This is a genomic window from Burkholderia thailandensis E264 (assembly GCF_000012365.1).
In the GTDB taxonomy this organism is placed as follows: Bacteria; Pseudomonadota; Gammaproteobacteria; order Burkholderiales; family Burkholderiaceae; genus Burkholderia; species Burkholderia thailandensis.
In genome coordinates this window covers 1,319,064-1,340,323 of the sequence record NC_007650.1, presented here as the reverse complement: position 1 = coordinate 1,340,323, position 21,260 = coordinate 1,319,064, and the positions used below count along the sequence as shown (strand labels likewise).

Below are 21,260 nucleotides of genomic sequence, written 5' to 3'. Positions count from 1 at the left end.
GCTCCCATGTCCAGATTTCACGTTCATCTCGTCGTCTTTTTCGCCGGTCTCGCCGCCGTTTGCTGGATCGGCGCCGGCTATGCCGTCTCGAACCCCGTCGCGCTCGCCGTCACGCTGGTCATCGCCGCCTGCTATCTCGCCGGCGCGCTCGAATTGCGCCGCTACCAGCAGGCCACGTCGACGCTCGCGCATGCGGTGGCGGAGCTGTCCGAGCCGCCGCCGACGCTCGGCGCGTGGCTCGAACGGCTGCATCCGAGCCTGCGCCACGCGGTGCGCGCGCGCATCGAAGGCGAGCACGTCGCGCTGCCCGGCCCCGCGCTGACCCCGTATCTGGTCGGCCTGCTCGTGCTGCTCGGCATGCTGGGCACGCTCATCGGGATGGTGATGACGCTCCGAGGCACGGGCGCCGCGCTCGAAAGCGCGACGGACCTGCAAGCGATCCGCGCGTCGCTCGCCTCGCCCGTCAAGGGGCTCGGGTTCGCGTTCGGCACGTCGATCGCCGGCGTGGCGACGTCGGCGATGCTGGGTCTGCTGTCCGCGCTGTGCCGGCGCGAGCGGCTCGATGCCGCGCAAGCGCTCGACGCGACGATCGCGACGACGCTGCGCGTCCATTCGCACGCGCATCAGCGCGACGAAACCTTCAGACTCCTGCAGCGGCAAGCCGACATGATGCCGACGCTCGTCGACCGGTTGCAGACGATGATGACGGCGCTCGAGCAGCAGAGCGCCGCGTCGGCCGAACGGCAGATCGCCGGCCAGCAAGCGTTTCTCGGCAAGGCGGAAGAGACGTACGCGCGCCTCGCGTCGTCGGTCGGCCAATCGCTCATGGACAGCGTCGCGCAAAGCGCGCGCGCCGCCGGCTCGGCGCTGCAACCCGTGATGGAGACCACGATGGCCGGGCTCGCGCGCGAGACGGCCGCGCTGCACGACGCCGTCACGCGCGCGGTGGAGCGGCAGCTTGACGGGCTGTCGGCCGGCTTCGAAGCGACCGCGGCCAACGTCGCGGACGTCTGGCGCCACGCGCTCGCCGAGCATCAGCGCTCGAGCGACGCGCTCGCGGAGCGCCTGCAAGGCTCGGTCGACCGTTTCGCCGAATCGCTCGATCGGCGCTCGGCGAACCTGCTGGACAGCGTTTCGGCACGCTTCGACGCGACGGCGAGCGGCGTGGCGGCGGCGTGGCGCGATGCGCTCGCGCAGCAGGAGCAAGCGAACGGCGCGCACGCCGAGCGCAACCGGCAGGCACTGGGGGCGGCCGCCGCGACGTTCGAGCGGCACTCGGCGGCGCTGCTGCGCACGATCGGCGAGTCGCATGCGGGCCTGCAAACGCAACTCGAATCGCGCGATGAGCAACGCCTGACCGCATGGACCGATTCGCTCGCGTCGATCGCCGCGAAGCTCGGCACGGAGTGGGAGCACGCCACCGCGCAGGCGGCGAACCGTCAACAGACGATCTGCGACGCGCTCGCGCAAACGTCGCGCGACATCTCGGCTCAAGCTTCGGCGCTCGAACAGCACGCCGCATCGCTGCTGCGCTCGATCGGCGAATCGCATTCGAACCTGCAAATCGCGCTCGAATCGCGCGATGAGCAACGCCTGTCGGCATGGACCGATTCGCTCGCGTCGATCGCCGCGAAGCTCGGCACGGAGTGGGAGCAAGCCACCGCGCAAGCGGCGAACCGTCAACAGACGATCTGCGACGCGCTCGCGCAAACCGCACGCGACATCTCCGCCCACACGCAAGCGCACGCGAGCGACACGATCGCCGAGATCTCGCGGCTCGTGCAGGCCGCGTCGGAAGCGCCGAAGGCCGCGGCCGAAGTGGTCGCCGAGCTGCGCCAGAAACTCTCGGACAGCATGGTTCGCGACACCGCGATGCTCGAAGAGCGCAGCCGGATGCTCGCGACGCTCGAAACGCTGCTCGATGCGGTCAATCACGCGTCGACCGAGCAGCGCGCGGCCGTCGATGCGCTCGTCGCGACTTCCTCGGATCTGCTGCAGCGCGTTGGCACACAGTTCACGGACAAGGTCGGCGCCGAGACCGACAGGCTCGGTGCGATCGCCGCGCAGGTCACGGGCAGCGCGGTCGAGGTCGCGAGCCTCGGCGACGCGCTCGGCGCGGCCGTCCAGTCGTTCGGCGAATCGAACGACAAGCTCGTCGCGCACCTGCAACGCATCGAGGCCGCGCTCGACAAGTCGCTCGTCCGCAGCGACGAGCAGCTCGCGTATTACGTCGCGCAGGCGCGCGAGGTGATCGACCTGAGCATGATGTCGCAGAAGCAGATCATCGAAGAGCTGCAGCGCGCGGCCGGCAAGCGCGCATCCGCCGGAGCCGAAGCAGCATGAGCGACGAAATCGACGGCGGCGTCGAGCCGAGCGCGCCGATCTGGGCCGCGTTCGGCGACCTGATGTCGGTGCTGCTCGGCGCGTTCGTGCTGATCCTCGTCGGCGTGATCGGCGTGCAGTTGGAACTCTCGTCGAAGCTCGACGCCGAGGTCCGGCAGCGGCAATGGGAATCGCAGCGCCGCAAGACGCTCGAACAGGCGCTGGCGGGCCCGCTCGCGGCGGGACGCGTGACGCTCGTCAACGGGCGCATCGGCATCAGCGGCAGCGTGCTGTTCGCGTTGAATTCCGACGAATTGCAGCCCGCGGGGCGCGATCTGCTGAAGAGCCTCGCCGGGCCGCTCGCGGCCTACCTCGACGCGAATCACGAGATCCTGATGGTGAGCGGCTTCGCGGACGACCTGCAAGTGCGCGCGGGCAACCGCCGCTTCGCCGACAACTGGGAATTGTCGGCGAAACGCGCGCTGACGGTGACGCGCGCGTTCATCGACGAAGGCGTGCCGGCGTCGTCGGTGTTCGCGGCCGCGTTCGGCTCCGAACAGCCGGTCAGCCCGAATTCGGACGACGCCGGGCGCGCGAAGAACCGGCGCGTCGAAATCGCGCCGGTGCCGCGGCCGACGACGGGTGACGGTGAACAGCGTGAATGACGTCGCCGCGCGCGCGCGGCAAACGCTCGATGCATGGCGCGAGCGCGGCGCCGATCGGCTCGATCCCGTGCGCTTTCGCTTCATCGACTCGCTGCTGCGGCGGGCGGCCGCGCACGACGGCGACGCGCGCCGGCTGCTGGACGCACGGCTGGCGGCGCTGCTCGATGCGTACGCGGACGACCTTCGGCGCGCCGAATCGAACGCGAATGCGGCCGAATGCGCGGCTTCGTCTGCGACGCCAACGCCGGCATCGCGGCCGGCCGAGCCCGCACGCGGGCCGCTCGCCGCGCTGCTCGACTATCTCGGCGGCCGCGAGCGGCGCGGCGCGGGCGTTCCCGCCGAACATCGCGCGGGCCAAGGCGCAAGCCGCGACCGCGTCGCGTTGCGCCCCGAGCCGGAGATGCTCGACTACTTCCGGGAAACCTGGTCGAAGATCAGCGCGGACAGCCAGTTGCGCGCATCGCTCGAACAGGTGCCGAAGAATGCCGGGCCGCTCAATTCGAGCAGCCTCGTGCATCGGTCGCTGTCGTTGATGCGCGAACTGTCGCCCGAGTATCTGCGGCAATTCCTGTCTTACGTCGACGCGCTGTCATGGCTCCAGCAGTTGAGCGGCGACGAGGCCGCGGCGAGCGACGACGCGACGCGCGGCGGCGGCGCAGGCGCGAAGAAGAGCACGCGAAAGAAATCACGGTAGCGCGACGATCGCGATCCCGTATGCGGCGCGCGCGCAAGCGGCACGCCTGGCGCTTGCCGCGCCCGCCGCGCATCGCGGCCGGCGCAGGCATCGACGCGCGCCACGCGCCGTCCGCGCGATACCATGACGACGCATCGCGCCGCCCGCCGTTCGACGCGCCGGCGCGCGGAATCGCGCCGCGACGTCGAATACAATGCGTTTTTCGCCAGCAACGCTCATGACCTACACGCTCGCCGCCACTTACACGCGCGAACTCGAAATCCGCAAGAGCCGCTTCATCGCGTACGCGATCCCGGTCGAGAACCGCGACGCGGCGATGGCCGAACTGCAGCGGCTGCGCGCCGAGCATCCCGCCGCGACGCACGTCTGCTGGGCATTGCTCGCGGGCGGCCAGTCCGGGATGTCCGACGACGGCGAGCCGTCCGGCACCGCCGGCCGGCCGATTCTCGAAGTGCTGCGCCATCACGATCTCGACGGCGTGCTCGGCGCCGTCGTGCGCTACTTCGGCGGCGTGAAGCTCGGCGCGGGCGGTCTCGTGCGCGCGTACACCGACGCGATCGCCGCCACGCTGATCGACGCCGAGCGCATCGAACGGATCGCATACGCGCGGCTTGCGATCGAGATCGGCTATCCGGACGAGGCGCGCGTGCGCCGCTGGATCGAGCAGGAAGGGCACGATCTCGTCGACAGCGCGTACGGAATGACCGTCAGGCTCGTGATCCGGCTGCCCGCCACGGCGCTCGACGCCGCGCGCGACGCACTGTTCGATCAGACGCAGGGGCGCGCCGGGTTTCCTTCAGCCGACTGACGGCGCGCGGTGTCGCGCGCGGCGCGCGTCAGCCGCATCGACGAACCATCGCCCGCCCCGTCGCGAAACGGATGGCCGCCGACTCCGCTTTGCGCTATCGTGGCGTCACTTTTCCGGATCGACCCGCGCCGCCCGCGCCACACTCGCCCATGTCCGCACGCACGAACGCGGCTTTCACCGCTCTGCTCGCCGCCGCGCTGTTCGGCGCCACCACGCCGCTCGCGAAAACGCTGCTCGGCTCGCTCACGCCGTTCATGGTTGCCGGCCTGTTCTATCTCGGCAGCGGCATCGGTCTCGCGGCGTTCATGCTGCTGCGCCGACTCGCGCGCGGCCCCGGCGCATCGCAGGCCGGGCACGCGCGGCTGCCGCTCGCCGAGCTTCCGTGGCTCGCGGGCGCGGTCGCGGCGGGCGGCGTCGCGGGCCCCGCGCTGCTGATGCTCGGCCTCGCGACGACGCCCGCCGCGACGAGCGCGCTGCTGCTCAATCTCGAAGGCGTGTTCACCGCGGTGATCGCGTGGGTCGTGTTTCGCGAGAACGTCGACGCGCAGATCTTCGCCGGCATGATCGCGATCGTCGCGGGCGGCGTGCTGCTGTCTTGGCATCCGGGCGCGGCGGGCGTACCGCTCGGCGCGCTGCTCGTCGCGGCCGCGTGCGCGTGCTGGGCGATCGACAACAACCTGACGCGCAAGGTCTCGACCCACGACGCCGCGACGATCGCATGCATCAAGGGCCTCGTCGCCGGCACGGTCAACCTCGGCATCGCGCTCGCGCTCGGCGCGCGGCTGCCCGCCGCCGCCGAGCGCGCCGCCGCGATGCTGACGGGCTTCGCCGGCTACGGCGTGAGCCTCGTGCTGTTCGTCGTCGCGCTGCGCAATCTCGGCACCGCGCGGACCGGCGCGTACTTCTCGGTCGCGCCGCTGTTCGGCGTCGGGCTGTCGCTCGCGCTATGGCCCGAATGGCCGCCGCGGTCGTTCTGGGCGGCCGCGGCGCTGATGGCGATCGGCATCTGGCTGCACCTGCGCGAGCGCCACGAGCATCCGCATACGCACGAAGCGCTCGAGCACAGCCACCGGCATCGGCACGACGAGCATCATCAGCACGCGCACGACTTCGACTGGGACGGCGCGGAACCGCACACGCATGCGCACCGGCACACGCCGATCACCCATACGCACGCGCATTTCCCGGACATTCATCACCGGCATTCGCACTGAGCGCCGGCGCGCGCCGCATCGCGGCCGGCATTGCCGATTTGTCCGACTCCCCCTGCGCTCCGGCTTGCTACGGCCGCCCTGGAAGACTTCGGAACTGGGCGCTTCCGATTTCGGCCCCGCTCTTGGCTTGCGCCTTGCGTGCTCCGAGTCCCGAGCCTGGGCTTCGCTCTGATCCCGGGCTTACGGTTTCGGACATCGGCCCTGGCGAAGCTCCGACCCACGCCCGCCCCGCACGCGCTCCCCCGGCATCGACACGCGTGCCGCGCGACGCCGGATCGCCTCTTCCGCGCCGCCGGCAGCGCGCCACGCCCGACGCCGCGCCGACGATCCCCGCGACACTCACCGTCGCCGCCACCGCCGACACGATCCACAAATAGGCGCCGCGCGGGCGGCAACGCGATCGCCACGAGCGCGACGCGCGCGATCTCGTCGCCCGAGGCGCAGCGCAGCGCGCTCGCGCATGCGTGCCCGCGCATCGCCGAGACGATCTCGCCCAGCCCGTCGCCGATCCCGCGCCCGCGCCCACGCGACACGCGCGCGGGTCCGACGACGAACGTCAGCCGAGAAACAGCCGGTAGGCGGGATTGCCGGATTCCTCGCGACACGGATAGCCGAGCGCCGCGAGAAAGCGGTCGAACGCCGCGTGGTCCGCCTGCGGTACCTGCAGGCCGACGAGGATCGAGCTGTAATCGGCCCCCTGGTTCCGGTAGTGAAACAGGCTGATGTTCCAGTCGGGCGCCATCGACGACAGGAACTTCATCAGCGCGCCCGGCCGCTCGGGAAATTCGAAGCGGAACAGCCGCTCGTCGTGCGCGAGCGGCGAGCGGCCGCCCACCATGTAGCGGATGTGCTGCTTCGACAGCTCGTCGCCCGACAGATCGACGGTCGTGAAGCCGTGCGCGGCGAAGTTGCGCGCGATTTCGTCCGTTTCGTCGCGCCGCCGGATCTGCACCCCGACGAAGATGTGCGCCGATTGCGCATCGGCGATCCGGTAGTTGAACTCGGTCACGTTGCGCTCGCCGACGAGCGAGCAGAAGCGCCTGAAGCTGCCGCGCTCCTCGGGGATCGTCACCGCGAACACCGCCTCGCGCGCCTCGCCCACCTCGGCGCGCTCGGCGACGAAGCGCATCCGGTCGAAGTTCATGTTCGCGCCGGACGTGATCGCGACGAGCGTCTCGCCCTCGATGCCCGCGCGCTCCGCATACCGCTTCGCGCCCGCGACGGCGAGCGAGCCGGCCGGCTCGAGCACGCTGCGCGTGTCCTGGAACACGTCCTTGATCGCCGCGCAAAGCGCGTCGGTGTCGACGGTCACGACGTCGTCGAGATACGCCGCGCAGAGGCGGAACGTCTCCTCGCCGACGAGCTTGACCGCCGTGCCGTCCGAGAAGAGGCCGACCTCGGCGAGCTCGACGCGCTTGCCCGCCGCGAGCGATTGCTTCATCGCGCACGAATCGTCGGTCTGCACGCCGATCACCTTGATCTCGGGGCGCACCGCCTTCACGTACGCGGCGACGCCCGCCGCGAGCCCGCCGCCGCCGATCGGCACGAAGATCGCGTGAATCGGCCCCTGATGCTGGCGCAGGATTCCCATCGCGACCGTGCCCTGGCCCGCGATCACGTACGGATCGTCGAACGGATGAACGAACGTGAGGCCGCGCTCGGCCTGCACCTTCACCGCGTGCGCGTACGCGTCGCTGTACGATTCGCCCGCCTGGATCACCTCGACGGTCGGCCCGCCGTGCGCGCGCACCGCGTCCACCTTCAGCTGCGGCGTCGTCACCGGCACGACGATCACCGCCTTCACGTTCATCCGCGCGGCCGAGAACGCGACGCCTTGCGCGTGGTTGCCCGCCGACGCGGTGATCACGCCGCGCGCGAGCGCGTCGGCGGGGATGTGCGCCATCTTGTTGTACGCGCCGCGCAGCTTGAACGAGAACACCGGCTGGTTGTCCTCGCGCTTCAGGTAGACGGCGTTGTCGAGCCGCGCGGACAGGTTGCGCGCGCGCTCGAGCGCCGTCTCGCGCGCGACGTCGTAGACGCGCGCGTTCAGCGTCAGCTTGAGGTAATCGTCGAGCGTGCCCGCGCGCGGCGCGATCGTCGCGCGCGGGCGCGCGTCGGGCGTGAGGGCTTCGGGGGTTTCCGTGACGGCGTCGTCTGACTGCATGGCGGGCTCTCCTGAGAGTGGGCCCCGGGAGACGGAAACAAAAAACCCGCCTCACGGGGCGGGTTGCTGTGATTGCTTCGGACGCGCGCTAACCCACCATTCGACGAATGGTGCGAATAATGTGCGCAATGCGGAAGCAGTGGGAGTTCATTCGCGCAAGCTTGCGGTAGCGCGCGCGGTTTGTCAATCCCACCCGGCGCGCTCGAAGCCGCGCGGCCACGGCGTGCGGCACATCCCGACACATCACATACGTAACCTGACGCACACCTTTCAATCGGGAATGCCTCTAACGTCTGCTGCGACACCGGCCCCGGTCCGGTGTCGCCGAATGCCGGCGGGACTCGGCGCCCGTCGGCCCCCGTCAATCCGGACTCTTTGGTCCAAATTTCTCAGGAGAACCAGGATGCAGGAACTCAGCCAGCAGGAAATCGCCCACGTGTCGGGCGGCTACTACGACGGCGGCAGCATCTTCGACACGCTCGGCAATCTGATCGAGGTCGCCGGCAAAGGCGCGGAAACGATCGGCAACACGCTGACGCTCGGCCTTCTGTCGCCGATCAGCCGAGCCGCATACGGCGTCGGCGAAGTGCTGACGACGGGGGCCGTGAACCTCGGCAACTCGCTCCTCAACCTGTTCGGCATTCCGGCCAAGCACTACTGACGCGAGCGGGCGCCGGCGCGCGCGGACGTTCGCCCGCGCGCGCCGCGCGAACACTTCAGTAAATCTCCGGCACGATCATGTCCCCCGGCACCGGACGCCGGATGTAGTCGTCGTGATGCTCGCGCTGCGGCAGATGCACCGAATCGCGCTCGATCTCGTAGTAAGGCACGAGACTCAGCAGATGGTGGATGCAGTTGAGCCGCGCGCGCTTCTTGTCGACCGCCTGCACGACCCACCACGGCGCCTCCGGAATGTGCGTGCGCATCAGCATCTCCTCCTTGGCCGCCGTGTACGCCTCCCAGCGGCGCCGGCTCTCGAGATCCATCGGGCTCAGCTTCCATTGCTTGAGCGGATCTTCGATGCGGTTCTGGAAGCGGACTTCCTGCTCTTCGTCGGTGATCGAGAACCAGTACTTGACGATCTGGATTCCGCTGCGCACCAGCATCTTCTCGAACTCGGGCACCGAGCGGAAGAACTCTTCGTATTCCGCATCGGTGCAGAAGTTCATCACGCGCTCGACGCCCGCGCGGTTGTACCAGCTGCGATCGAACAGCACCATCTCGCCGCCCGCGGGCAGATGCGCGACGTAGCGCTGGAAGTACCACTGCGTGCGCTCGCGGTCGCTCGGCGCGGGCAGCGCGGCGACCCGGCACACGCGCGGATTCAGGCGCTGCGTGATCCGCTTGATCGCGCCGCCCTTGCCCGCCGCGTCGCGGCCCTCGAAGATCACCACGAGCCGGTGCCCGCTGCTCACCACCCAGTCCTGCAGCTTCACCAGCTCGCCCTGCAGACGGAACAGCTCGCGGAAGTAGCGCTTGCGCGCTTCGCGGCGCTCGGGGGAAAAGAGCGACTCGTCGTCGAAGCGGCGATCGTCGAGCTCCATCTCGAGCTCTTCGTCGTACGCGTCGACGAGATCCTCCTCGAAGCGGCGCTGCCGCTCGTGCAGCGGCGCGGTATCGCGCCGCGTGTCCTTCTCGCTCATGTCCATGTCGGCCTCCTTGCTGCGCGTCGCAGATGCGTTCCGCGGACATTATCGCAGGCGAGAATGTCCGGGCAATGACCGCGGCCCGCGGCCGCGAGGTTGTCCGCCGGTCGGTCGCCGGTCGGCCGCCTGTCAGTCTCGCAACCGGCCGCCGGTCGCGCGGCGATCGCCGGCGCGCGGCAAGGAGCAGCGGATGCCGCCGATGCCCGGCCGAGCGCGCCGCACGGTTCAGAACCGGTAGTTGAGCAGCATCGTGCAGAGCAGCACGTTCGCGGAAAGCGTCGTCGTGTTCGACGCGAGGATTCGCTTCGAATCGTTGATGTCGACCGTGATCGCCGCCTTCAGCGGAATGTACGACAGCGCGGTCGACAGCGACAGCTGGCGCGTGAGCTGGTAGTTCGCGCCGACGACGAACACGGGCGTCCATGCGCTTTTCACGTTGGCCGTCGCGCGCACGCCGTTCGGCAGGATCAGGTTCGCGCCCGCCTGCAGCAGCCGGTCGAGCGCGCCCGGATCGGCGAGCAGCGATTGCAGGTCGCCAAGCGAGATGCCCGCCGACAGCAGGCCGCCGAGCGACGCGAGCTTGCGTGCGAACACCGGGTTCAGGTTCGTGTTCGTGAAGCGCGTGTAGCTGAGTCCGAGGCCGACGTACGGCCGGAGCCGGTCCTCGCGCTTGCCGAGGTAATACTTGAACACGGCCGAGCCAAGCCACGCGCGCGTCGTGCCGAGCGGGTTGCTCTGCGTGTTGCCGAGATCGACGAGCGGCAACCGGCCCTGCACGCCCGAGAAGATCTTGTCGAACGGCAGCCCGATGCTGCCGTGCCCGCGCATCGTCAGCTTGGGGGGAATCCCCGCGACAACCTCGGCCGCGACGTGCTCGCCGAAGAAGTGCGTGAACGTGAACGCCGGCGTGTTCGTATTGCTGATCGACACCGCGGAGCCCGGATTCGCGAAGCTGCCGATGCCGAGCGCCGCCGTCGTCGTCGTCACGGGCGTCGAGCGCCCCGTCGACAGCACGTAGTGCCAGCCGATCCCGATCATGTTGCTGTCGTCGCCCCGCAACTGCTCGAGGAGCGTCGGGCCCTGCGCCTCCGGCAAATCGGGCAGCATCTCCGGATCGATCGGGTGCAGCTCGTACGGCATCCGGTCGTAGCGCACGCCGGCGATGAAGCGCGGCGTCGCGTCGGCGGGCGGGCGGCGCGTCGCGCCGCCGTCGCCGGCACCGTCGGCCGCACACCCGCCGCCGCCGCACGCGGCGGATGACGCCGCGACGTCCGCCGGCGCCCCGCCGGGCGCGTCGGCGAAGCCGATGCCGTCATCGCCCTCGGCGCGCGGCGCGGCGGCCGGCGCGACGCGCTGGCCGAGCATGATCTTCTCATCGGTCAGCTTGCGCGGACGCGGCGCGTTCGGGGCCGCGGCGAACGCGTTCGATGCCGCCGACGCGCCCGCCCCGTCCGGCGCGCCGCTCCAAGCCGCGCCGCCGTTCGACGCCGCGCCGCGCCCCGCGTCCAACGCCGCGCGACGCGCGTCGCCCGGCACCGGCCCCCACGCGCTCGCGTCGAAGCCGGGCGCGTCGCCGCCCGGAAAGAAGCCGATGCCGTCCGCGCCGTCGCGCCACCTCGCCGCGCCGCTGTCCTGCGCGTGCGCGGACCACGCGCACGCGAGCAGCGTCGCGCCGAGCCAGCAGGACACCGGGGCGCGCCAGTCGCGGCGCGCACGTCGACGGCGATGCTTGTCACCCATCACGCATCAACCGTCACGCAGGCGTACCGAATATCCGCTGCCGGATCCGATACAACGGTTCGAACAGCCATTCGAGCAACGTGCGCTTTTCGAGCACGATGTCCGCCCTGAGCGTCATGCCGGCCTTCAGTGCGAGCGCCTTGCCTTCGAATGCGGGATTGCGGTCGACAAGCTCGACCCAGCTCTTGAAGTAGGTCTGCGGCGCGCCGTTGTCGGCCGGCAGGTTCAGCTCCTTCGCGGTGAACGCGACGGGCGACACCGACAGCAGCTTGCCGCGATAGGTGCCGAACTTCTCGACGGGATAGCTGCCGTACGCGAGCTTCACTTCCTGGCCCGGCCTGACGAAGCCGGCCTTCGACGACGGGATGTACAGCTCGGCGATGAGCCCGTCCGCCTTCGCGGGCAGGATCTCGACAACGCGCGTGCCGGGCGGATCGATCACGCTGCCCTGCACGACGTCGAGCCGCACGATCTGGCCGTCGGCGGGCGCGTACAGCACCTGGTTCACGCTCTCGTCGATGTTGTATTCCTTCGAGTTCAGCTCTTCCTGCTTGATCTTCAGCTCGGCGTTCGAGCCGTCGTACTTGCTCTGCACGGTTTCCAGATCGCCGCGCAGCTTCATCGCGTTCTTCGCGAGATCGGCCCGGCGCAGCATCAGGTCCTGATACGCCTGGCTTGCCTGCAGGTATTGCGTGTTGACCTGGTTGTACTGCTCGAGCGTGACCACCTGCTCGTTCAACAACTGCTTCACGCGGTCGCGCCGCTCCTGGTATTCGGAGACGATCCGCTTCTGGTCCTGGATCTGCTTGTCGATGAGCCCGCGGCTCTCGTCGAACGCCGCGATCTGCTGATTGATCTGCTGGATCGTCGATTGATATTCGAGCTTCGCCGCGTCGATCTGCTGTCCCACCTCCACGCGCTGCCGCTTGATCGATTCGCGCATCCCCTGCACGTTGTTCGCCTGCGACACGAAGCTCGTGTCGCGCGTGACGCTCAAGAGCTTCTGCCCGGCCTTCACGTGCTGATCCTTCGCGACGAACACCTCGCGCACCGCCCATCCGGGCGGCGCGCCGACGCCGATCAACCCCGAGCGCGGCGTGAGCATCCCCATCACGTTCTCGGTGTTCGCATAGGTGAGGCGCACGAGCGCGACGATGAACATCGCGAACATCGCGATCGACAGATAGCAGAAAAAACGCATCGAAATCGGCACGTCGACGACGCCGTTGATCACGGTGCCGAACGCCGTGCCGCGCGTGAGCTTGCGCGGCGTCTTCTGCTCTCTCAGAGCGGTCATCCAGATAGGCATGGGCGAAACTCGTCAGGCGCTGCGCAGCGATTGCGCGGCGGCGCGCGCGTTCTGCTCGAGCAACGGGGATGGCATCAGGTACGGCGTGAAGTGCTCCCAGAAGTGCCACTGCTCGGGCTGCTTCACGAGCGCTTCCTCGAGCTTGTCGGCGATCCGCTGGTGGGTGGCCGCGACGCGCGACGCGTCGTCGGCGACGCCGAGCATGCGCGACGCGGGCCGCGCGTCGAGCTCGACGAAATGCACCTTGCATGCGTCGCGAAACGGCACGCCCGTCGCGTACGACACGAGCGCCGGAATGTCGTGCTCGACCGCGAGCTTCACGCCGCCGCCCGCGAGCCGCACCCAGCGCCCGCCGAGCCGGCATGCGTTGGTCTTGCCGAAGCGGCCGTGCAAATCGGAGAACAGCAGGAACACGGGCGCTTCCTTGCGCAAGCCCGTGACGAGCCGGCGCAGATGCACGCGCTGCTCGATGTCGATCAGCTCGATCTTGCCCGCGCCGTATTCGTCGACAAGGCGCAGCGCGTCGTCGAAGAACGCGCCCGGCGCGTCCTTGTGCATCACGATCATCATCTTGCGGTCGTCGGGAATCATCAGCCGCAGCTTCGTGACGAACAGCATCAGATTGCCGAAGTGCAGCCCCGCGAGCATCAGCGGGCCGCCTCGCGCGAGCGCCGCGCGCAGCACGCTCTCGCCTTCGCATTCCATCCGGTCGATCAGCGCCTTCATCGACGCGATGCTGTGCGAGCGCAGCATCAGCCCCGCGACCTCGGCCTCGAACAGCTCGCGGACGATGCCGTCGGCGACGCCGCGAATGCGCACCGGATCGTCGTTCAGATGCGCGCTCAGCATGTGCCGCACCGACATCTCGATCGAGCCGCGAATCGACGGGAACAGGCGCAGGCACACGCCCGCGCACCAGCGCATCATGCCGAGCCCGCGCTCGGGCGAGCGGCCGAGCGCGATCCGCTTGACGACCCGCCGCAGGAAGAAGCAATACGAGAACGCGTTGAACAGGAAGAGCCGCATCAGCGTCATTTCTGCACCTCCAGTTCCGGTTGCCGCGCGGGCGTGATGTCGGCCAGGCGGCCGTCGCGCATCTCGTAGATGCGATCGACCATCGACAGGATCGACGCGTCGTGCGTGACGAGCACGATCGTGCACGGCAGCATCAGCACGTTGCGGCAGATCTCATGCGTGGTCGCCTGATCGAGGTTCGACGAGAACTCATCGAGAATCAAAAGCCGCGGCTCGCAATACAGCGCGCGCGCGATCAGCAGGCGCTGCATCTGGCCCGCCGACAGGAACTTCTGCGTGTCGCCGAGCGGCGTGTCGTAGCGGTTGTCGAGCACGTCGATGTCGCGGTCGATGCACGCGAGGCGCGCGGCCTCGTGCATCGCGCCCAAGCGCGGCGCGGGCGCGAAGTTCGTGATGTTGTCGCGGATCGTGCCGCGGAACAGCTGATCCGATTGCGTGACCGCCGCGACGTGCTTCCGGTAGAGTCTCAGGTTCACCTCGGACAAATCGACGCCGCCCACGAACAGCGAGCCGGGCGCCGGCTGGTACAGCCCGCAGATCAGGTTCAGGAGCGTCGTCTTGCCGCTGCCGGTGCGGCCGACGATCGCGATCTTCGCGCCGGCGGGCACGTCGAGATTCACGTCTTCGAGAATCGCACGACGGCCGCCCTTCGGCGTGTACGTCAGCGCACGGATCGACAGCGAGCCGTCGAAATGCTCGATCGAGCGCACCGGCGCGTCGGGCGCGGGCTCCTCGGTCTCGGTCTGCAGCACGTCGGCGACGCGGTCCATGTGGACCTGCAGCACCTTGCGCCGCACGTAGAGCTGAATCGAATCGACGAACTTGTCGGCGAACAGGTTCTTGTATTGGATGAACGCGTAGATGATGCCGATCGTGCTCTGCCCGTGCATCACGAGCCACGCGCCGTACGTGACGATCACGAGCTGCTCGACGTGGACGATGCCCTTCGAGATCGCATCGAACAGCAGTTGCAGCCGCTCCTGCTGGCGCACCGCCTGCAGCTTCTGCGTGAACGCGTTCACCCACAGGCTGCTGCGCGAGGTCTCCGACGACAGCAGCTTGATCGAATGCGCGGAGCGGATGTTCTCGATGAGCAGCGCGTCGGCCTCGGCGCCGCGCGTGAGGATCTGCGACATCGCATCCTGCAGTTGCGGCTGGATCGCGAGCCGCGACAGCGCGAACAGCACCATCCCCGCGAGGCTGATGCCGGCGAGCACCGGGCTGTAGTACAGCATCAGCACGAGGGTGATCACGCACGTGAACACGTTGAGCAGCCCGCCGATCAGCCCGTCGACGAGAAACCGGCCGATTTCCGACACCGACGACACGCGCGAGATCGAGTCGCCCGTGTTGTGGAACAGGTAATAGCCGATCGGCAGCCGCGCGAGATGCCCGACCATGTTCGCGGACAGCTGCTGCGACACGATGTTGCGCAGGTAGCTCTTGATGTTGCCGACGAGGTTCGCGTACAGCGTGTCGAACAGGAACACGATGCCGAACAGGATCGTCAGCAGGTACAGAATGTCGACGTCGGTCTTCTTCAGCGCCTCATCGATCGTCAACTGCACGTACGACGGCCCGAGCAGCAGCAGCAACTGTGCGGCGATGCCGCCCGCGACGCCGAGCAGGATGCTCTTGCGGATGCCCGTGAGGCCCACCAGATAGTCGCTCAGGCGAATCTTGTCCGACGTGCCGACATGCTTGAAGCCGATGTCCGGATTGAGCTCGAGCGCGTAGCCCGTGATCTGGGTGAGCGCCTGCGCGAGCGGCAGCTTGGTCTCGCCGAGCGCCGGATCGACGATGTGCACGCTGCCGTAGCCGACCTTCGTCAGCACGACATAGTGGTTCATCCCCCAGTGCAGGATGCAGGGCAGCTTCAGCGCGTCGATCTCGTTCGCTTCGAACTGGAGCCCGCGCGCGCGCATCCCGAGGTCGTTCGAGATCTCCATCAGATCGAAGAACGACAGGCCGGAATCGATCTTGACCGGATACCGGTTGCGCAGCGTGCGCAACGTCGTGTCGCGGCCGTGCCAAGTGGCGATCATCGCAAGGCACGCGAGACCGCACTCGGTCACCTCGTCCTGAAGAATGGGCCTGACTTTATTTGTATTGAACCACATAGCTTGCGAATCGCTTGACACGACAATGCCGGCCCGCGCGCGGCGCGATCCGGCTCGGGGCCTTCGCGCGGGCGCGGCATGAACGCGCGCCCCGCCGGTGCGGAACGCGATGGGAAACGATGCGCGAAACCGGCGTCAGCTGCCGGAGCCGAGCGCCATCTTGAATTGGTTGACGGCCTGGGCCTGGTACTCGGTCAAGAGCCCGTTGACGACGGGGCCGATCGACTGATTCGCAAGGGAAACCGTGTAGGCGGCCGAGTTGGCGTACGCGGAGCCTCCGCCGCGGATCGCACGGGCCTGCTGTTCTGATATGGCTTGCATCGGGGTGGCCTTTACGCTTGTAGCGATGTCATCGACCCGAATCCGCATCCGCCTGAGCGAACGCCCCGTTCGGAGATGCCTCGACATCACTGTCTCCTGATCACTTCCTCCGATTGCCAACTAAGACGAATGAATAAGTGTTTTATATCTAGATTGGCCACGGATTACCGTTTTACAGATCAAACTTCAGATGATTTTACGCGGGGGGCGCCTCCCCGCGCAAATGCGACGGCTAGGACTTACTTGCCGTTGCTATTGAAGTTCTTCGGGTCTTGCAGATAGCCGCCGAGCGTCGGCATGAACTGGCCGAGCGCCGTGAACAGCGGACCGGACGCTGCCGCCAGCGTGCCCAGCGAGCTGATCGGGCCGCCACCGTTGACCACCTTCGCCTGCTCCATCGTCATGACCTTCATAACTATCTCCTCGTAAAGAATAAAGACGACGTCAAGACTTCTCTCTAATAATGCCAATGGCCGTAAATAACCGAACGACGTTTATTTTTTATCGCTGCGATTACAAGCCGGAATCAGGCTATCATGCGCCCAAGACAGAAACAAGATGGCCGGTCGCGTCTTATATGGATTTTTGACGACACGGAATTCACCAAAAAGATGCATGCGTTTCAACTCGATATTTAAAACGTTTAATTTGTGCCCCGGACCACTTGACACAAGGCAGGAGATGGAGACGGAGATGTTTGAAACAGCGAATTTGGGTGCCTCGTCTAAATTTCGGCATGCGGGTTTTCACTTAACGACAAAATCCTTTCGACTCCGCATCAATGTGGTTTACGTTACCGTTTGCGCGGCGCTTGCCGCACTCGGCACCGGTTCCGAATCGGCGCGCGCATTCTGTCTCGACGAGGCTTATCAGCACGCAATCTCGAATGATCCGAAATTCCTCCAGGCGCGGGCCGAATACGACGCCGCGCGGCAGAAATTTCCGCAGGCGCGCGCGCAGATGCTGCCGCAGGTGAGCGCGCAGTTCGAATGGGGCCGCTACGGCACGCACGCGAACCTGTTCGGCATCGACGTGAGCGGCAACAGCACCGCCGCGTACGGCGCCGCGCAACTCTCGCAGGCGCTATTCAACATGCCGTACCTGTATGACATGAGCCGCGCGAAGGAATTCGAGGAATCCGCGCGGCAGCAGCTCGAAGTCGCGAAGCAGGAGCTGATCATGCGCGTCGCGAACGCATGCTTCGACCTGCTGTCCGCGCGCGAGAAACTCCAGCTCGCCGACGACGAGGTGGACGCGCTCACGCGCCTCGAAAGCGACACGCGCCGCATGGCGCAACTCGGCATGAAGACGATCGGCGACACGGCCGAGATCGAGGCGCGCAGAAGCCTCGCTCAATCGGACGAGGCGCTCGCGCGCACCGACGTCGAGGCGCGGCGCGCCCGCTACGAAACGCTGCTCGGCTCCGCGATCGACTTCACGCGCTGGCCGCGGCTCGCGATGCACGGCACGTCGCCGCGCATTCCGGCGGGCGACTACCAGCCGCAGGACAACCCGTCGTATCAGCAGGCATATCGCGACCTGCGCGTCGCGCGGCTCGCGTCGAAACGGATCAACGCGGAGCACCTGCCGACCGTCGACCTGTTCGCGACGTATTCGCGCGGCCTCAATCCGAACCTGCGCGGCCTGACCGACAAGAACGACTTCCACCAGAGCGCGGTCGGCGTGCAGGTGACGATCCCGATCTTCTCGGGCGGCAGCGTGCATTACCGGAAGATCGAGGCCGACCACGTCGCGACGCAGTATCAGAACCGGCTGCGCGAGGTCGAGCAGCAACTGAGCACCGACCATCGCGAGATGCTCGCGGCGCTGCAGTCGATCGGCACGCGCATCCGCGCGCTGCAGCAGTCGCTGCAGGCGGCGCGGCTCGCGTACGACTCGTCGATGAAGGCGCATCAGGTGGGCTACAGCACGACGTACGAGACGCTGAACCTGCGCACCGACATCTCGAACATCCGCCAGAAGCTGTTCGAGAGCTACCTCGACGCGCTGAAGCTGCAACTGAAGCTCAAGGGCATTCTCGGCACGCTCGACGAGCAGTCGCTCGTCGCGGTCGACAGCTTCCTCGCGAGCAATGCGGCCCCGGCGGATCGCAGGAGCGAATGAGCGAATGACCGGGCCGCGCGGACGCGGCCGATGCGGGCGGCTCGGCAACGGGCAGCGATGCGATGCGAGCGTGGCGCAAAAGCAAAAGCGAGCGCTCGAACTCAAGCGAAAGCGAAGCGCACCGCGCCTCGATTGGCGCGCCGCGCTTTCGCCCGCGCGTTCGTCATCGCGCCGCGCGCCGTTTCGGCACGCGGCGCGAGGCGCTCACTGGATCACGCGCGACACGCCGCGGCCGCGCGGATCGGACACCGGCTCGGGCGTCTTGCCGTCGATCCGGATCGCCTGGATGTCGCCGCTGAAATCCTGGCCCTTGAGCGTGTAGCCCTTCGCCTCGATGCCCTTCGCCAGATCCCCGTCGATCGGGTGGTACGGCTCCCAGAAGATCGTGTTCGGCGGCAGCAGTTGATGGTGGAAGCGCATCGCGCCGACCGCGTCCTTCAGCGGCATCTTGAAGTCGTACAGGTTCGTGATCACCTGGAGGATCGACGTGAAGATCCGCGAGCCGCCCGGCGTGCCGATCACGAGCGAGACCTTGCCGTCCTTCGTCAGGATCGTCGGCGACATCGACGACAGCGGCCGCTTCTTCGGCTCGATCGCGTTCGCGTCGCTGCCGACGACGCCGAACATGTTGGCGACGCCCGGCTTCGCGGAGAAGTCGTCCATCTCGTCGTTGAGCACGATGCCCGTGCCTTCGGCAACCACGCCCGAGCCGAAGTAGCCGTTGATCGTGTACGTGTTCGACACCGCGTTGCCCCACTTGTCGACGACCGAGAAGTGCGTGGTTTCGGCCTTCTCCGGCATCGACGTGCCGAGGCCCGGCTGCACGCTCTTCGTATCGGACGGCTTCTCGGGATTCACCTCGGCCGCGCGCTTCGCGATGTATGCGTCGTCGGTCAACTGCGCGACCGGCACCTTGTAGAAATCCGGATCGCCGAGGTACTGCGCGCGATCGGCGAACACGCGCTTCTCGATCTCGGCGATCAGGTGCACGTATTGCGGCGAGTTCAGCGCGACGCCGTCGAAATCCGCCTTGCGGTCCGCCTTCATCTTCAGCAACTGGACGAGGCCGATGCCGCCCGAGCTCGGCGGCGGCGCGGTGATCACCCGATAGCCGTTCCAGCTCGCCTGCACCGGCTGGCGCCACACCGCCTTGTACTGGACGAGATCCTGCTTCGTGATCAGGCCGCCGCCCTTCTTCATCGACGCGGCGATCAGGTCGGCCGTCTTGCCGTCGTAGAAGTCCTTCGCGCCGTCGTTCGCGATGCGCGCGAGCACCGCCGCGAGTTCCGGCTGCTTGAAGTTCGCGCCCGCCTTCAGGCCGCTGAAGTACTGGTCGAAGTTCGTCTTGCCGCCGAACTCCTTCGACGCTTCCGCGCCGCGCTGCGCGAGCTGCTCGTCGACGTTGAAGCCGTCGCGCGCATAGCGGATCGCGGGCGCGAGCACCTGCTTCCACTTCAGCTTGCCGAAGCGCTTCTGCGCCTCCCACATCCCGGCCACCGTGCCCGGCACGCCGACCGCGCGATCGCCGTACAGGCTCATGCCCTTGACGACGTTGCCGTCCTTGTCGAGGTACATGTCCTTCGTCGCGGCGAGCGGCGCGCGCTCGCGATAGTCGAGGAAGTACGGCTTGCCGCCGATGTAGACGGTCATGAAGCCGCCGCCGCCGATATTGCCCGCTTCCGGATAGGTGACGGCGAGCGTGAATGCGATCGCGACCGCGGCGTCGACCGCGTTGCCGCCCTGCTTGAAGATCTGCTCGGCCGCGTCGGCGCTGTACTTGTCGGCGACCGCGACGGCCGAGCCGTCCAGCACGACGCGCTGCTGCGGGCCCTTCGCGTAAGCGGGCGCGCTCGGCAGGAAGCCGGCGAGCGTCGCGCTCACGAGTGCGGCGAGCGCCGTCGACTTGAAGCGATTCGTTGCGTTCATTGCATGTCTCCCATTCCGATCTCCTTGCTAATTGGGGCACAAAGGTCCGATGAATAGGCTTATAGCATGGCCGCGCACGTATACAAAAATGGCGTTTCGTAGGCGCGCGGGCGGGCTGCCCGCAAGCGACGCGTTGCAACCGGATGGCGGCGACGCGCGCCGGACGATCGATCATGCGGCGCGCGGAGGCGGCCGTCGGCCGCGCGCCGACGCTTCAATCCGTGTAGTTAGTTGCATCGAAACGCCCGGCGACGGCAACGCGCGGGCAACCGCGCAGAGCCCGCAACCGGCACGGCGCCGGCATCGGCGCGAGGGACCGCGCCTGGCCGCGCCGCGTGAGTGGCGCATCGCCTGCAACGACTCGCTCGAACCCATTGCCCCGCGCCGAAAATTTTCCACCGCCGCCGCTGCGCGCCGCGCGCCAAATCTGCGAAGATAGCGCCCCTTTTCGCTTTCGTCGGTACGCCGACGCAATACCGGCATGGCTTCACACGCAGCACATCATGCGAGCGGCTGGGCCGCGGGGCTCGTTGCCGCGGCGCTCGTCGCGCAGGCGGGCGCCTCGGGACCGTGGCACGTCTACAGCCTCGCCGCGTTCGCGGCGGGCGTCGCGGGCGGCACCGCGCCCGACTGGCTCGAGCTCGCGTGGTGGCGCCGCTCGCGGCGGCTCTGGGTCACGCATCGCACCGTCACGCATTGGGGCCTCGCGTGGGTCGCGATGCTCGCCTTCGCGTACCGGTCGCTCGGCCATCGCCACCCGTGGGCCGCGCCGCTCTTCGGCTTCGCATGCGGCGGGTTCGTGCATCTGATCGCCGATTGGCCGAACCCGCTCGGCGTGCCGTGGCTGTGGAAACGCCATTCGCTGAACTGGTGGAACAGCGGGCACTGCGACCTGATCGTCGTCGCGGCCGCGTGGGCGGGCGCGCTGTGGCTCGCGCAGGCCGCGTGGGGGCACGCCGCGCCGCTCGCGCACTGGCTCGGCTGGCTGCGCACGGTGTGACGCCATCGGCCGATGAACGAACGATTGGCGATTGCCCGGCCGACGCACGCCCAATCGTCATCGCCCGATCGATCACGGCTCGACCGACAGTCGCGCGTCCGGCGATTGTCCGCTCGATGCGCGCGGCGTCGGCGCCCGCTCGACCTTCGGCCATCCGACCGATGGTCGCCGC

At 67.9% G+C, this 21,260-nt stretch carries 17 protein-coding genes; 8 read left to right on the top strand and 9 right to left on the bottom strand.

Features of this window, described 5'->3' with window-relative positions:
- Nucleotides 1–6 precede the first annotated feature (6 nt).
- The 5 genes from BTH_RS05895 to BTH_RS05870 all read left to right on the top strand — a co-directional run bounded on the left by BTH_RS05895 (nt 7) and on the right by BTH_RS05870 (nt 5,703).
- Entirely contained in the window at nt 7–2,343 is a 2,337-nt protein-coding gene (locus BTH_RS05895; RefSeq protein ID WP_009896687.1) for a DUF802 domain-containing protein, read from the top strand.
- Complete coding sequence (locus tag BTH_RS05890; RefSeq protein WP_009896686.1) at nt 2,340–2,987, top strand: OmpA family protein; 648 nt, start codon at nt 2,340–2,342, stop codon at nt 2,985–2,987. Before BTH_RS05895 ends, BTH_RS05890 begins: the two co-directional genes overlap by 4 nt.
- A complete protein-coding gene (locus tag BTH_RS05885) occupies nt 2,980–3,681 on the top strand; it encodes a DUF2894 domain-containing protein (RefSeq protein WP_025404182.1) in 702 nt (233 codons plus the stop codon). Before BTH_RS05890 ends, BTH_RS05885 begins: the two co-directional genes overlap by 8 nt.
- Nucleotides 3,682–3,898: 217 nt before the next feature.
- Nucleotides 3,899–4,489 carry an IMPACT family protein gene (locus tag BTH_RS05875; RefSeq protein WP_009896681.1) on the top strand — a complete coding sequence of 197 codons (591 nt, stop codon included), beginning with the start codon at nt 3,899–3,901 and terminating at the stop codon, nt 4,487–4,489.
- A 149-nt stretch (nt 4,490–4,638) separates the two neighbouring features.
- Nucleotides 4,639–5,703, top strand: a complete 1,065-nt coding sequence (locus BTH_RS05870) for a DMT family transporter (RefSeq protein ID WP_025370255.1) — start codon at nt 4,639–4,641, stop codon at nt 5,701–5,703.
- Between the two features lie 556 nt (nt 5,704–6,259).
- On the opposite strand, the gene ilvA is transcribed toward BTH_RS05870, so the two are convergent.
- Nucleotides 6,260–7,867: a threonine ammonia-lyase, biosynthetic gene (gene ilvA, locus BTH_RS05865; RefSeq protein ID WP_011401164.1), complete on the bottom strand. Its 1,608-nt coding sequence runs from the start codon at nt 7,865–7,867 to the stop codon at nt 6,260–6,262.
- A gap of 403 nt (nt 7,868–8,270) precedes the next feature.
- On the opposite strand from ilvA, the gene BTH_RS05860 reads away from it, so the two are divergent.
- Complete coding sequence (locus BTH_RS05860) at nt 8,271–8,528, top strand: hypothetical protein (RefSeq protein WP_009896671.1); 258 nt, start codon at nt 8,271–8,273, stop codon at nt 8,526–8,528.
- Between the two features lie 55 nt (nt 8,529–8,583).
- Here BTH_RS05860 and ppk2 read toward each other — a convergent pair whose 3' ends face one another.
- From ppk2 to BTH_RS05825, 7 genes are all read right to left on the bottom strand, one after another.
- The gene (gene ppk2, locus BTH_RS05855) at nt 8,584–9,516 is read right to left on the bottom strand and encodes a polyphosphate kinase 2 (RefSeq protein ID WP_011401162.1); all 933 of its coding nucleotides are present in this window, start codon (nt 9,514–9,516) and stop codon (nt 8,584–8,586) included.
- Between the two features lie 222 nt (nt 9,517–9,738).
- Nucleotides 9,739–11,253 (bottom strand): OmpW/AlkL family protein, encoded by a 1,515-nt coding sequence (locus BTH_RS33245; RefSeq protein ID WP_009896666.1) that lies wholly within the window; start codon nt 11,251–11,253, stop codon nt 9,739–9,741.
- A gap of 13 nt (nt 11,254–11,266) precedes the next feature.
- A complete protein-coding gene (locus BTH_RS05845) occupies nt 11,267–12,562 on the bottom strand; it encodes an HlyD family secretion protein (RefSeq protein WP_009896664.1) in 1,296 nt (431 codons plus the stop codon).
- 12 nt (nt 12,563–12,574) lie between these two features.
- Entirely contained in the window at nt 12,575–13,597 is a 1,023-nt protein-coding gene (locus BTH_RS05840; RefSeq protein ID WP_009896662.1) for a hypothetical protein, read from the bottom strand.
- On the bottom strand, nt 13,594–15,717 hold the full coding sequence (locus tag BTH_RS05835; protein WP_009896660.1) for a peptidase domain-containing ABC transporter: 2,124 nt from the start codon (nt 15,715–15,717) through the stop codon (nt 13,594–13,596). Before BTH_RS05835 ends, BTH_RS05840 begins: the two co-directional genes overlap by 4 nt.
- A 135-nt stretch (nt 15,718–15,852) precedes the next feature.
- Nucleotides 15,853–16,038: a hypothetical protein gene (locus tag BTH_RS05830; RefSeq protein WP_025370253.1), complete on the bottom strand. Its 186-nt coding sequence runs from the start codon at nt 16,036–16,038 to the stop codon at nt 15,853–15,855.
- 239 nt (nt 16,039–16,277) lie between these two features.
- Nucleotides 16,278–16,451 (bottom strand): hypothetical protein, encoded by a 174-nt coding sequence (locus tag BTH_RS05825; RefSeq protein ID WP_009896656.1) that lies wholly within the window; start codon nt 16,449–16,451, stop codon nt 16,278–16,280.
- A gap of 145 nt (nt 16,452–16,596) precedes the next feature.
- Between BTH_RS05825 and BTH_RS05820 the strand changes: the two genes are divergently transcribed.
- Nucleotides 16,597–18,162 carry a TolC family protein gene (locus tag BTH_RS05820; RefSeq protein WP_025370252.1) on the top strand — a complete coding sequence of 522 codons (1,566 nt, stop codon included), beginning with the start codon at nt 16,597–16,599 and terminating at the stop codon, nt 18,160–18,162.
- Nucleotides 18,163–18,366: 204 nt separating this feature from the next.
- Here the strand turns inward: BTH_RS05820 and ggt are convergent, their stop codons facing one another.
- Nucleotides 18,367–20,088 (bottom strand): gamma-glutamyltransferase, encoded by a 1,722-nt coding sequence (ggt, locus tag BTH_RS05815; protein ID WP_009896652.1) that lies wholly within the window; start codon nt 20,086–20,088, stop codon nt 18,367–18,369.
- Nucleotides 20,089–20,569: 481 nt separating this feature from the next.
- Here ggt and BTH_RS05810 point away from each other — a divergent pair, with 481 nt between their 5' ends.
- Nucleotides 20,570–21,088: a metal-dependent hydrolase gene (locus BTH_RS05810; RefSeq protein ID WP_009896649.1), complete on the top strand. Its 519-nt coding sequence runs from the start codon at nt 20,570–20,572 to the stop codon at nt 21,086–21,088.
- Nucleotides 21,089–21,260 lie beyond the last annotated feature (172 nt).

Coding starts and splice junctions, on each gene's coding strand:
- BTH_RS05895 (WP_009896687.1), top strand. CDS start 7: ATGTCCAGATTTCACGTTCATCTCGTCGTCTTTTTCGCCGGTCTCGCC.
- BTH_RS05890 (WP_009896686.1), top strand. CDS start 2,340: ATGAGCGACGAAATCGACGGCGGCGTCGAGCCGAGCGCGCCGATCTGG.
- BTH_RS05875 (WP_009896681.1), top strand. CDS start 3,899: ATGACCTACACGCTCGCCGCCACTTACACGCGCGAACTCGAAATCCGC.
- BTH_RS05870 (WP_025370255.1), top strand. CDS start 4,639: ATGTCCGCACGCACGAACGCGGCTTTCACCGCTCTGCTCGCCGCCGCG.
- ilvA (WP_011401164.1), bottom strand. CDS start 7,867: ATGCAGTCAGACGACGCCGTCACGGAAACCCCCGAAGCCCTCACGCCC.
- BTH_RS05860 (WP_009896671.1), top strand. CDS start 8,271: ATGCAGGAACTCAGCCAGCAGGAAATCGCCCACGTGTCGGGCGGCTAC.
- ppk2 (WP_011401162.1), bottom strand. CDS start 9,516: ATGGACATGAGCGAGAAGGACACGCGGCGCGATACCGCGCCGCTGCAC.
- BTH_RS33245 (WP_009896666.1), bottom strand. CDS start 11,253: ATGGGTGACAAGCATCGCCGTCGACGTGCGCGCCGCGACTGGCGCGCC.
- BTH_RS05845 (WP_009896664.1), bottom strand. CDS start 12,562: ATGCCTATCTGGATGACCGCTCTGAGAGAGCAGAAGACGCCGCGCAAG.
- BTH_RS05840 (WP_009896662.1), bottom strand. CDS start 13,597: ATGACGCTGATGCGGCTCTTCCTGTTCAACGCGTTCTCGTATTGCTTC.
- BTH_RS05835 (WP_009896660.1), bottom strand. CDS start 15,717: ATGTGGTTCAATACAAATAAAGTCAGGCCCATTCTTCAGGACGAGGTG.
- BTH_RS05830 (WP_025370253.1), bottom strand. CDS start 16,038: ATGCAAGCCATATCAGAACAGCAGGCCCGTGCGATCCGCGGCGGAGGC.
- BTH_RS05825 (WP_009896656.1), bottom strand. CDS start 16,451: ATGAAGGTCATGACGATGGAGCAGGCGAAGGTGGTCAACGGTGGCGGC.
- BTH_RS05820 (WP_025370252.1), top strand. CDS start 16,597: ATGGCCGGTCGCGTCTTATATGGATTTTTGACGACACGGAATTCACCA.
- ggt (WP_009896652.1), bottom strand. CDS start 20,088: ATGAACGCAACGAATCGCTTCAAGTCGACGGCGCTCGCCGCACTCGTG.
- BTH_RS05810 (WP_009896649.1), top strand. CDS start 20,570: ATGGCTTCACACGCAGCACATCATGCGAGCGGCTGGGCCGCGGGGCTC.